The organism is methanotrophic endosymbiont of Bathymodiolus puteoserpentis (Logatchev) (genome assembly GCF_900128525.1).
Classification (GTDB): Bacteria; Pseudomonadota; Gammaproteobacteria; order Methylococcales; family Methylomonadaceae; genus Methyloprofundus.
Genome location: NZ_FQTQ01000126.1, coordinates 48,359 through 60,913, shown reverse-complemented (window position 1 = coordinate 60,913; position 12,555 = coordinate 48,359). Strand labels below are relative to the sequence as shown.

The window sequence follows — 12,555 nt, the reverse complement described above, 5'->3', positions numbered from 1 at the left end:
CATCAAGATTAAGACTCACGATCTATATAATCAACCCGCAAGTCTGCATCAATAGCCATTAGCGCTTAGCGTTCTCCACCGCAACACGTGCTAGCTCAGTCACTGTTGCCCAATCTTTATTTTTTACTGCTTCTACAGGAGCCAACCAAGAACCACCGACACAAGCCACGTTTTTTAGTGCCAAATAGTCATTGTAGTTTTCCGGTGAAATACCGCCAGTTGGACAAAAAGTAATTTGTGGAATAGGACCCGCGATCCCTTTTAACATAGGAATTCCACCTGCTGCAGCCGCCGGAAAGAATTTAAAATGATCCAAACCATACTCCATACCTAGCATTAATTCAGAGACACTTGAAATACCTGGAATTAAAGCAATTTCGCTGTGGTTTGCCGCCTCTAAAAGTCTGGGCGTTAAGCCTGGGCTAATAGCAAAGATAGCTCCTGCATCTGCGACTGCTTTTAATTCTTCTGGTGTCGTAATTGTACCGGCACCCACAATCGCACCTTCTACTTCTTGGCTGATAGCACGAATTGCATCCATTGCCGCCGCTGTACGTAGAGTGATTTCCAATACATTAATACCACCTGCCATAAGAGCACGTGCTAAAGGAACAGCGTCTGCTGCATCCTGAATTACCATCACTGGCATGACAGGTGAAGCATTTAAAACATCAGAAGGTTGAACTTTCCAGTTATTAATTGTCATAATCTTAATTTATTTAGTATTGAGTAAAAGCGGAGATTTATTTTTTTATACGGCAATAAAGGTTAGTTTCATCGAATAAATTCGCTGCTCCCGTCTCTGCAGAAGAAGCGCCCACACGGAAAGCGCCGAACATTTCACGCCCCATCCCCCAGTGATGATCTTTCGCAGTATTTGCGGCAGGTTTACGTGCATTAAATTCAGCCTCATCAACCAAAGTATTCACATCACCCGTTTGCGTATTTAAAACAATCATATCGCCATCGCGTACTTTTGCTAATGGTCCGCCATCTTCACATTCAGGACACATATGAATCGCCGAAGGAACTTTACCGGAGGCGCCGGACATACGCCCATCTGTTACGATAGCGACTTTAAACCCCCTATCTTGCAACAGGCCTAATATTGGCGTTAATTTATGTAATTCAGGCATGCCGTTCGATTTAGGCCCTTGAAAGCGTAGTACCACAATAAAATCACGTTCTAACTCACCACGATGGAATGCAGCCAACACATCATCTTGGTCATCAAAAACTAAAGCAGGTGCTTCAACAACTTGATGCTCCTCAGCAACCGCAGATACTTTAGAAATACCACGCCCTAAATTACCCCGCATAACATGCAAACCACCACTCGCTGCGAATGGCTTTTCTAAAGAGCCGATCACCGTCTCATCTAATGACTTAGCAGGACCTTCTTGCCAGGTCAATTTACCACCAATGATTTTAGGTTCTTGCGAGTAATCTCCCATGCCGCGATTATTAGCGATGGTCATAACATCATTATGTAAATAACCGCCACGCAATAAATCAGCAATTAACACGCTCATACCACCTGCAGCTTGGAAATGGTTAATATCAGCTTGGCCGTTTGGATAAACACGCGTCAATAAAGGTACAGCATGTGATAACTCATTAAAATCATCCCAATTCACCTCAATACCTGCCGCACGAGCAATAGCAACAATATGCATGGTATGGTTAGTTGAGCCACCCGTTGCTAGTAAACCAACAATCGCATTCACAATCGCTTTTTCATCAATCACACGACCTAATGGGCGGTAATCATCACCGAGTTTAGTGAATTTAAGCACTTGGCGAGCCGCTTCTTTAGTCAGCTCATCACGTAAAGGTGTGTACGGGTTGATAAATGAACTACCTGGAAGATGTAGACCCATAATCTCAACCATCATCTGGTTACTATTCGCTGTACCATAGAAAGTACAAGTACCAGGGCTATGGTAAGATTTTGATTCTGATTCTAGTAATTCTTTACGGCCAATTTTACCTTCTGCATATAACTGGCGCGTCATCGCTTTTTCTTTATTGGTAATACCGCTGGTCATCGGGCCAGATGGCACAAATACCGCTGGCAAATGACCAAAACTCAAAGCACCCAGTAGTAAGCCTGGAACAATCTTGTCACAAACCCCTAAATACAAACCACCATCAAACATATTATGGCTCAAACTAATCGCGGTAGACATAGCAATCACATCACGACTAAATAATGATAACTCCATGCCCGGCTGACCTTGTGTCACTCCATCACACATAGCCGGCACGCCGCCCGCAAACTGAGCGACACCGCCTGCCTCTCTAATTGCGGCTTTAATTAAAGCAGGAGAATCTTTATAGGGTTCATGTGCAGACAGCATATCGTTATAAGAAGAAATAATCGCAATGTTCGCTTTTTTATTCTCTGTTAAATCTGCTTTTTCGCCGGTACTACAGGCAGCAAAACCATGCGCCAAATTTCCACATGCGAGAGTAGAACGGTGCGGCCCATCTTCTGCGGCTTTATCAATGTGCTTTAAATATAAGCTACGCACGACATGACTACGCTCTATGATTCGTTGAGTGACTTTTTCTACGACTGAATGCATATTATCTTCCTATAAAGTTGTAACTTCTCATTTTTAACAGGTACTTAAAGCGTGTTTTAGGATGTACCGAGGAACGATGCGCTTCGTGCCTCAGCACATCCTACGCTATAACGTAAATGTCTCAAATACTTGTAAATAAATGAGAAGTTACATAAAGTTACTGTAAAAGTAACAAATAAACTATATTATTACGTTTTATGCGCGCCATTATACAGCAACACAGGCCTAACAAAAAACTCCAACCATGATAAGTTACCACCTTAAATATCATTTTCCCATTCACGGCCATCACGCGCCAGTAAAGTCGTCGCAGCATCCGGCCCCCACGTGCCTGCAGGATAGGGTTGCGGTGTATCTTGCGTTTGTTGCCAAGCATTTTGCATAGAATCAATCCAAGTCCACGCCTGCTCTATCTCTTCACGGCTTATAAATAAAGTCGAATGACCGCGCATCGCTTCCAATAATAAGCGCTCATAAGCATCGACAATATGACTCCCTTTAAATGCCTCTGAAAAACTCAAATCCAGCTTATTTTCCTGCACCTTAATGCGCTCGTCGATCCCTGGGATTTTATTTAAAATTTCAACATCAACCCCCTCATCTGGCTGCAAACGAATACTTAACTTATTCGCAGGTAATTGTTCAAAACTGTCTTTAAAAATATTATGCGGTAACGCTTTAAATTGAATAATTATTTCTGAATGCTTTGCAGGTAACCGTTTACCTGTACGTAAATAGAAAGGCACGCCCGCCCACCGCCAATTATCGATATCAACCCTAACCGCAACAAAAGTTTCTGCGCCACTTTCCGTATTAGCGCCTTCCTCCTCTGTATAACCTGGTACAGCAGCCCCTTTAATCTGCCCCGCGGCATATTGACCACGCACGGTTTTATCAGCAACATTTTCTACGGTAATGGGACGCAAATCTTTTAAAACTTTTATTTTTTCATAATGAATATTATCTGCATCTAGGCTAACTGGTGGCTCCATAGCAATAAAAGTCAAAATCTGTAACAAATGATTTTGCATCATATCGCGCGTTTGGCCAGATTGATCAAAATACCCCCAGCGCCCTTCAATACCTATTTCTTCTGCGACGGTAATCTGAATATGATCTATGGTATTGTGATCCCAGTTAGTAATAAATAATGAATTAGCAAAACGCAGTGCCAATAAATTTAATACGGTTTCTTTGCCTAAATAGTGATCAATACGACACACTTGATCACCCGTAAAGACATCTGCTACCGCATCATTAATTTCCTTAGATGACTCCAGATCGTAACCAATCGGTTTCTCCATAACCATGCGTGACTCAGGTGTTAACGCACCGGATAACTTTAAGCCCTGACAAATCGCTTTAAATAAAAAAGGAGGGACAGAAAAATAATTAATCATTCTGCGCTTTTCTTTATCAACAACCTTAGCTAGCTGTTTATATTCATCTGGCTGAGTTAAATCCATTTGTAGATAACTCATACGCGCCGAAAATCGCTCCCACACTAACAGGTCACGCTCTTCTTTTAAAAACTTCTCTAAACAAGTATTCGCCGCTTTAAGCAACAAATTACCCTCATCTGCAAAGCGATCCACGCCAATAATTTTAGTATCAGGCTCAAGTAAATTGGCTTTATCTAGCTGATATAAACAAAGCAACAATTTACGCGTTGCTAAATCTCCCAGCGCGCCAAAAATCACAAGATCACAAGGTTTGAATGTTTTTTTATTCTTCATTAGTACATTGCCAACAAGTTTTTAAACGACAGTTTATGGTAAATAAAATGGCAGCAAGAAATGCCGGTACAAGTTTATTTTAAAGCTCTAGCACTTAAAAAAGCTTGCTCTGATAAAGCACTCCATTGTGCAACTTGAGTTCTAAATTGATTAAAAGATTGGTAAATCTTTTGCGCCATTGGATCTTTATTCGCCAGCTCCAGAACCACCTCTTCAGATAATGTCTTTAATTTTCTAAGCACATCATCTGGCAAGGGCATTAATTTAACGCCATGTTTATTCACTAAAGTATCCAAAGCCTGGTTATTACGTGCAGTATACTCAGAAAGCATATCCATATTTACCGCTTTACACGCCGCCAAAACAATACTCTGTAAATCATCTGGTAATTTATTAAAAGCCTGTTTATTAATCAAAGCCTCCATCGTTGAACCCGGCTCATGCCAACCTGGATAATAATAAAACTTCGCCACTTTATACAAGCCAAAGGCCAAGTCATTATAAGGACCTACCCATTCAGTCGCATCAATAGTACCCGACTGCAAGGAAGTAAACAGCTCGCCACCCGGTATATTAACCGTAGCACCGCCAGCTCTACGCAGTACCTCGCCACCCAAGCCAGGAATACGCATTTTCAAACCTTTTAAGTCATCTACTGTTTTAATTTCACGATTAAACCAGCCGGCCATTTGCACACCCGAATTTCCCGCAGCAGCAGGAATTAAATTAAAAGGCGCATACAATTCACGCCATAATTCCATGCCCCCACCATAATATAACCAAGCATTCATTTCTTGAGCGGTTAAACCAAAAGGCACGGCAGAAAAAAACTGGGTCGCCTCTCTTTTGCCTTTCCAATAATATGCTCCCGAATGCCCCATTTGCGCAGTGCCTTTAGACACTGCATCAAATACTTCAAAGGCAGGCACTAACTCATTTGCGCCATACACTTTGACTTTCATCCGCCCGCCGCTCATGTCATTAATCATTTTGGCCAATAAATTTGCACCCGCGCCTAAGCCAGGAAAATTTTTCGGCCAAGCAGTCACCATTTTCCATTTAATCTTAGTGCCAGCTTGCACCACACCAGGAGCAAGCACTGCACTACCAGCAGCTAAAGCACCAACACTGGCCTTATTAATAAATTCACGTCTTTTCATATTAAACCACCGAGTTATCAATTAAACATTATTCTACCTGAATCATAGCGCTTTATACATCGCCAGCGTTATAGCTTATAATCGAAACTAGCTCTATTGCTTATAAACAAGACTTTTAAAATAACCGCAAAAAACCTTTCCTCTCACAGCTCATTTATTTTCTACCAAGAAAAAAATATATTACATCTGATCTTTATAATTTAGGAGACTCACCATGAAAAAACTAACAGGCATTCTTTTAGCAACTGCATTAACCACCGGTTGCGCAATTGACCCTTATACCGGCGAAGAAAAAGTATCTAACACAGCCTGGGGAACGGGCATAGGGGCCGGTGCAGGAGCAGCAACTGGCGCAGCTATTGGCGCCATTGCCGGTGGCGGTAAAGGTGCGGCACTAGGTGCGGCTATTGGCGCTGGTGTAGGAGCGGCAGGTGGTGCTGGTGTAGGCTATTACATGGATACTCAAGAAAAGAAATTGCGCTTACGCTTAGAAAGTACAGGTGTTCGCGTACAAAGGACTGGTGATAACTTACAGCTTATCATGCCCGGCAATATCACTTTTGCAACCGACTCAGATAGACTCAATCGCCATTTTATCCCCGTACTCGATTCAGTTGCCGTCATTCTTAAAGAATTCAAAGATACCAATATAGACGTAGCGGGATTCACCGACTCCACAGGTAGCGCCCAATACAACCAAGAACTATCTGAACGCCGCGCAGCTAGCGTTGCCAATTACTTAATCAGCGCAGGCGTGGGCCACAGTAGAATACAATCACGCGGGTTTGGCGAACGTTACCCTGTTGCATCAAATAATAGCGCCGCAGGGCGTGAACAAAACCGCCGTGTAGAAATTAATATCCGCCCAAAGTAACCTAAACTTGATATTCAATTTTTTAAATTCTGGGTACTGAATCCCCCATAATAGAGAACTTTCTCCAATACAAAATAAGCCTGAAAAAAACAAAAGGGACAACAATACCTAGAACCATAAGATCAATAGCGATCAATAGCGATCAACTCCAGTTTCTCGGGAGCTCCAGCCAATTGAAACTTTATTTGGCTGGATTGAAGAAAAAACAGGAATTAAATGTACTAGTAAGGCTAGGTCGTACGAGGGGTTAATAGTTCATGTATTTGGAAAACTAGCTGTGGCTATGTTTTTTTAGAATTACCTGCATGTGAGCTCTTAATTCGCATTAGAGCATAGCTCGTATTTAACTATCCACGGCATTATCAATACCTACAAGAAAAGTACTGCTAAATATGAAAACGTAATTTCAATTATTCGAAAAGGAGCGAGACAATGAAAGCAATGATTTTAAAAAGAATAAACAGCCTTCAAGCAAACTCAAACCCGCTGGAGCTGATAGAACTCGATATTCCAGTTCCCGCAGCGAACGAAATTTTATTGAAAGTCTTAGCCTGTGGCGTCTGCCATACGGAGTTAGATGAAATCGAAGGGCGAACACCACCGCCAAATATGCCAATAGTACTAGGACACCAGGTGATTGGTCAAATTGAGGCCATTGGTCAAAAGGTACGATCTTTTAACACAGGTGAACGAGTTGGTGTTGCCTGGATTTATTCAGCGTGCGGAACCTGTAAATTCTGTCTATCCGGTCGTGAAAACCTATGCCCTTCATTTCAAGCAACCGGTCGCGATGCTAATGGTGGTTACGCACAATTTATGGTCGTTTCTGCAGATTTTGCTTACCCCATTCCAGAATTTTTTTCCGATGAAGAAGCGGCGCCTTTATTGTGCGCCGGCGCTATAGGCTATCGATCATTACATTTAACTGGGTTGCAAGACGGGCAGCGTCTCGGTCTTACCGGCTTTGGTGCATCAGGACATCTTGTTTTGAAAATGGCCAGATATCGCTATCCAAACTCTGAAATTTATGTTTTTGCCCGTAATCAAAAAGAACGCACATTTGCTCTGGAACTAGGAGCCGTTTGGGCAGGTGAAACAACAGACAAGGCGCCAAACAAGCTGGATTGTATTATTGATACTACACCCGTGTGGCCGCCCATTGTTGAGGCGTTAGCTAATCTCGAACCAGGTGGTAGACTGGTGATCAATGCCATTCGTAAGGAAGGCAGTAAAAATAGCTTAATGGAACTAGAATACCCACAGCATCTTTGGGAAGAGAAAGAAATTAAGAGTGTCGCAAACATTACCCGAAGTGACGTCAGCGAATTTCTGGCACTTGCTGCCGAAATGCAACTTAAACCTGAAATTGAAATATTCCCCCTGGAACAAGCTAATACAGCACTGATGGAGTTAAAGACCGGGAAGATACGAGGTGCCAAGGTCCTGAAAATAGACCGAAGATAACAGCCTATAAATTTGAATTGCTGATCAATATCGCTGGTATAGAAAGTTGGACTGTCAAAGGGTAGTTCAACAAAAATCATCACCCACCCTTTAATCATTGAAATATCATTTCTAAACTGCCTGTGCGGCAGTGAACATTGATAATCAACCGATTTGTGATTTTGCTTCTTTCTAAGCTGCCTGTGCGGCAGTGAACTGAGTTGGCTAACGCTTTAGTTTCTGAACCTTTTTCTAAGCTGCCTGTGCGGCAGTGAACATGACTTCTCTCTTAAATACGCGGCTGAATAATTTCTAAGCTGCCTGTGCGGCAGTGAACAAACAACTAACTCATGAATAATTTTAAGATCATTTCTAAGCTGCCTGCCCCCTGTGTCAGAATAGTTGTCGCCTCTAAAATAAACTTTAGAGGAAAGAAAAATGAGTCCAAAATATACCGAAGGATTTAAAATACAAGCGGTAGAAAAAGCCCTTAACCGATCACCTGAAATATCACTGACAGAGATGGCAACAACATTGGGAATAAGTCGTTCAGCTTTGCAACGATGGATTACTCAATCCAAGAACCATCAATTAGAAAATATTTCAGATAATACAGCTTCACTTACACAGCCAATGACAGAAAAAGAGAAAAGACCTCAGGATTGGAGTTTAGAAGAACGCCTTAAACTTATCATAAAAATGGATGGCTTGAGCGACGAAGACTGTCATAAGCATTGTCGAATCGAAGGTATATTCCCTCATCATGTTAAAGAATGGAAACAGCAGTTCATCACTGGATCCGTCTTGTCATCAGAGAGCAAAAAACAAGTCACTGTCAGAAATTTAAGAAATGAAATCAAAGCGTTAAATAAAGATCTTAATCGTAAAAACCAAGCGTTAGCTGAAACAGCTGCTCTATTGGTTCTTAAAAAAAAAGTAGACGCGATCTGGGGAAACGACGAGGGCAACTTACCATGATAAAAGAGCGTAAAGAAATTAGCCTGTTAATTAAGGAGGCTCAAGAGGCAGGCGCTAGGCAGTCAAAAGCCTGTGAAATTGTCGGTATCAGTGAGAAAACCTTACAACGCTGGAATCAGGAAGATAATGAGCAAGACGGACGGTTAGACGCCAAACACACGCCTAAAAACAAGCTGACAGAGCAAGAGCGTGACCGTATGATTCAAATTGCAAGCGCACCCGAATATGCGGATTTACCAAGCAATAAAATCGTGCCTAAATTAGCAGATAAGGGGGTCTATATTGCCTCAGAATCCAGTTTTTATCGGGTATTGAAAGCTGAAAAACAACTCAAACATCGACAAAAATCAAAACCAGTGAGGCAGGTCAAAAAACCGAGAGCCCTTGTTGCAACAGCACCTAACCAAATCTATAGCTGGGATATTACCTATTTGCCGACCACTGTAAAAGGCCTCTTTTTATACCTCTATTTGGTCATGGATATTTACAGCCGAAAAATAGTTGGCTGGCAAGTTTATGAAAATGAATCCAGTGCACAAGCGGCTGACCTAATGACAGATATATGTCAAAGAGAAGGTATTCAAGCAAATCAGGTCACCTTGCACTCAGACAATGGCAGCCCGATGAAAGGAGCAACCATGCTAGCGACACTGCAGCAACTTGGCGTTATCCCTTCCTTTAGCCGGCCATCAGTCAGTAATGATAATCCCTATTCAGAATCTCTTTTTCGAACATTGAAATATAGACCTGAATACCCTGAGCAGGCTTTTTCCACTCTAGCAGTAGCAAGAGACTGGGTGTGTGACTTTGCCAATTGGTACAACAAAGAGCATCTTCATAGTGCTATTAAATTTATCACCCCAGAGCAACGTCATGCAGGAAAGGATGAAGAAATATTGAAGCACCGTAAAGCGGTTTATCAGCAAGCAAAGTTAAGAAACCCTAATCGCTGGAGTGGTGAAATAAGGAATTGGGATAAAGTAGAAGAAGTCTACTTAAACCCAGAAAATCAAAAAACTGAAAACGAGCAAAAAGAGCGGGCATAAATTTACAACTTTAGGCGACAACTAGTTTGACAATCACCGTTAGTCCAGGTTATGTGCTTTTATGTGCTGAAAAAAAGATGGCTCAGAGTGAGGAATATGAATCTGAAACGTTATTTCAGATTCCGGTCTCTACAAAGTTATTGGCACAATTGAAATCAGGTGTTTATCTTCGGTTTACCGATGCGCGTGGTAAACAGCGTGAACTTTTGGTGGAAAAATCGCTTGATGAACAACAGTGGTTAGTCAGTTGTAATAAAAACAGTTACCTAGTATCCGGCTGTGAGCTAGAATTATTTGATGCAGAGCCGGAAGTAGATGAAAAATCAGGAGCCTGTTATCACTTAGGAGAGTTTGATGGAGTGCCTTTAAGTATTCGAGTTTTTAAGGGGGAAACCTTATTATTAACCGATTATTCGATAAATGGGCGCCCCTCTGAATATGATGCTGATGGCGTGCAGATTCGGCCTGCACAAATTAGTTGTACACTGAGTTCAGCGATTGATAAAGTGAAAGTAGGTCAGCCAGTCTGGATTGATGATGGGAAGTTAGGTTCCGTTGTCGAAAAAATAGATACCAATGGCGTATTATTACGTGTTACTCGAGCTGGTACTAATGGTGTTACTATTAAAAGCGATAAAGGAATTAATTTTCCGGAAACACAATTGGAGTTACCCGCATTAAGTGAAAAAGATCTAATTGATTTGGATTTTGTCTGTGCGCATGCGGATTTGGTGGGCTTTTCATTTGTTGAGTCACTGGATGATATGCAGTATCTTATCGAACAGTTGGCACAGCGTAATGCAACTGATTTACCTATTATTGCTAAAATTGAGACTAATTTAGCGGTTAAAAATTTACCGGAAATTATTTTGGGTACTATAGGCAGGCATAGTTTAGGGATTATGATTGCACGTGGCGATTTGTCTGTCGAGTTGGGTAGTGCGCGTTTAGCTGAAGTACAAGAAGAGCTACTCTGGTTGTGTGAAGCAGCTCATGTCCCCGTTATTTGGGCAACTCAGGTACTGGAGTCCATTGCGAAGAAAGGCACACGCTCAAGAGCTGAATTTACCGATGCAGCGATGGCTGTTCGAGCCGAATGTGTCATGCTCAATAAGGGACCTTATATTATTGATGCATTGGAAGCGTTAATTAATGTGATGATACGCATGCAGGAACATCAGCATAAAAAGTTCCCTCGTTTACGTGCTTTGCATTGGTAATATAGGCTCTAACCAAAATTAACCTTGGCTTCCAAGTTATTACGTGAATCGGCATTTCTTAGTGCTTCTTCTAAGCTGATTTTTTCCGCTTTATAGAGAGCTAATAAGGCATCATCAAATGCTTGCATACCTTTACTGCCACTTGTTTTCATCGCTTCTTTGATCTCATTTAGATCACCTTTTAAAATCAGGTTGGAGATATGTGGGGTGTTGATAAGAACCTCAATAGCTGCGCAACGTTTACCGCGCACGTCAGGAATAAGACGCTGCGAGATAACCGCATTTAAGTTGATGGCAAGATCCATAAAGAGTTGTTTATGTTGGACATGCGGAAACATATTAATAATGCGTTCCATCGCTTGGTTAGCATTATTCGCATGTAAAGTCGAGATACATAAATGACCTGTATTAGCTAGTTCTAAAGCAGCTTCCATGGTTTCGCGGTCACGAATTTCCCCGATTAAAATAACATCTGGCGCTTCCCGTAAGCTGGCTTTTAGGGCGCGTGCATAGGAGGCGGTGTCAACTCCGACTTCGCGCTGATTAACGATAGATTTTAAGTTTGGGTGTGAGAATTCAACTGGGTCTTCGATGGTTAGGATATGTCCCGCAGCATTAATATTACGATGATTAATCATGGCGGCTAATGAGGTTGATTTGCCTGAACCTGTACCGCCAACCATCAATAATAAACCGCGTTTATCCATGATTAATTCAGTGAGAATTTCTGGTAAATTTAATTCTTGTGTGGTGGGTATCTTTGCAGGAATTAAACGTAATACGATACCAATAGTGCCGCGTTGATAAAAAGCATTAACTCGGAAACGTGCACTTTTATCAGGCAGGCTAATGGCAAAATCTAGATCTTTAGTCTGTTCAAATTCTTCAATCTGTTCTTGGGTCATAATCGCATAGGCGACTGACTTAGTTAGCTCGGGAGTAAGTAAATAGCTATCAAGTTCAACCGCTGAGCCGTGAATTTTTGTTTTGACTGGTGAGCCTGAGGTTATAAAAAGATCAGAGCCTTCTAAACTGACCATTTTTTTTAGGTAAGGAAATATATCCAGCACTTCTTGTGGTGTCGAGCCTAATACTTGAATACTTTTAGGTGGTATATTTTTTATTGCCGCTTGGCGTTTATCCATACTGATGGTAATGGATAATTTATTATCTTTTTCGACGGCATAAATAACAAATAAATGGCGACCAAATAGAGGGCTGGCAAAGCGTATTTCTTTATCGATAGAAAATTGTAGTTTTTGAGTATCTTCAGTGAGGGATTGAAAAATGTCGTGAAGCATTTCTTGGTCTAATATTGTGTTGCCTACGGGTTTTTCTTGGTCTAATAAACATAAGCGAGGGGCTGAGCTTAGGCTAAAAATTAGGCTGTCAGCTTTTTTATCGACCATTAATTTTAGGTAAGGTGTGATATCCATAGTTTTTTATGCTCAGTGGCTATGTTTAGATTGGCAAGTTAAAGGGAGAGGGGCTCATTCAGAGAAGCTGTATA

General features: G+C 41.6%; 9 protein-coding genes and 1 pseudogene. 5 read left to right on the top strand and 5 right to left on the bottom strand.

Annotation, left to right across the window (positions count from 1 at the left end; genetic code table 11):
* Positions 1 to 58: 58 nt before the first annotated feature.
* From BQ7314_RS10230 to BQ7314_RS10215, 4 genes are all read right to left on the bottom strand, one after another.
* Complete coding sequence (locus BQ7314_RS10230; RefSeq protein ID WP_174483598.1) at positions 59 to 706, bottom strand: bifunctional 4-hydroxy-2-oxoglutarate aldolase/2-dehydro-3-deoxy-phosphogluconate aldolase; 648 nt, start codon at positions 704 to 706, stop codon at positions 59 to 61.
* 37 nt (positions 707 to 743) lie between these two features.
* On the bottom strand, positions 744 to 2,588 hold the full coding sequence (gene edd / locus BQ7314_RS10225; RefSeq protein WP_174483597.1) for a phosphogluconate dehydratase: 1,845 nt from the start codon (positions 2,586 to 2,588) through the stop codon (positions 744 to 746).
* 260 nt (positions 2,589 to 2,848) lie between these two features.
* A complete protein-coding gene (gene zwf, locus BQ7314_RS10220; RefSeq protein WP_174483596.1) occupies positions 2,849 to 4,324 on the bottom strand; it encodes a glucose-6-phosphate dehydrogenase in 1,476 nt (491 codons plus the stop codon).
* 74 nt (positions 4,325 to 4,398) lie between these two features.
* Entirely contained in the window at positions 4,399 to 5,484 is a 1,086-nt protein-coding gene (locus BQ7314_RS10215) for a TRAP transporter substrate-binding protein (protein ID WP_174483595.1), read from the bottom strand.
* A gap of 214 nt (positions 5,485 to 5,698) precedes the next feature.
* Between BQ7314_RS10215 and BQ7314_RS10210 the strand changes: the two genes are divergently transcribed.
* The 5 genes and pseudogenes from BQ7314_RS10210 (at position 5,699) to BQ7314_RS10195 (ending at position 11,045) form a co-directional block, all read left to right on the top strand.
* Positions 5,699 to 6,358: a YiaD family glycine zipper/OmpA-like lipoprotein gene (locus BQ7314_RS10210; RefSeq protein WP_174483594.1), complete on the top strand. Its 660-nt coding sequence runs from the start codon at positions 5,699 to 5,701 to the stop codon at positions 6,356 to 6,358.
* Positions 6,359 to 6,442: 84 nt separating this feature from the next.
* Positions 6,443 to 6,653 (top strand): annotated as a pseudogene (locus BQ7314_RS16120) (IS982 family transposase); the annotation flags it as partial.
* A 137-nt stretch (positions 6,654 to 6,790) separates the two neighbouring features.
* Complete coding sequence (locus BQ7314_RS10205; RefSeq protein ID WP_174483593.1) at positions 6,791 to 7,822, top strand: zinc-dependent alcohol dehydrogenase family protein; 1,032 nt, start codon at positions 6,791 to 6,793, stop codon at positions 7,820 to 7,822.
* A gap of 417 nt (positions 7,823 to 8,239) precedes the next feature.
* Positions 8,240 to 9,825 (top strand): IS3 family transposase gene (locus BQ7314_RS10200; protein WP_174483592.1). Its coding sequence is split into 2 segments (ribosomal slippage): positions 8,240 to 8,729 and positions 8,729 to 9,825, totalling 1,587 coding nucleotides; the frame shifts between segments, so codons are not numbered across the junction.
* Positions 9,826 to 9,851: 26 nt separating this feature from the next.
* Complete coding sequence (locus BQ7314_RS10195; protein ID WP_245394969.1) at positions 9,852 to 11,045, top strand: pyruvate kinase; 1,194 nt, start codon at positions 9,852 to 9,854, stop codon at positions 11,043 to 11,045.
* Positions 11,046 to 11,053: 8 nt separating this feature from the next.
* On the opposite strand, the gene BQ7314_RS10190 is transcribed toward BQ7314_RS10195, so the two are convergent.
* Positions 11,054 to 12,481, bottom strand: a complete 1,428-nt coding sequence (locus BQ7314_RS10190) for a PilT/PilU family type 4a pilus ATPase (protein ID WP_174483591.1) — start codon at positions 12,479 to 12,481, stop codon at positions 11,054 to 11,056.
* Positions 12,482 to 12,555 lie beyond the last annotated feature (74 nt).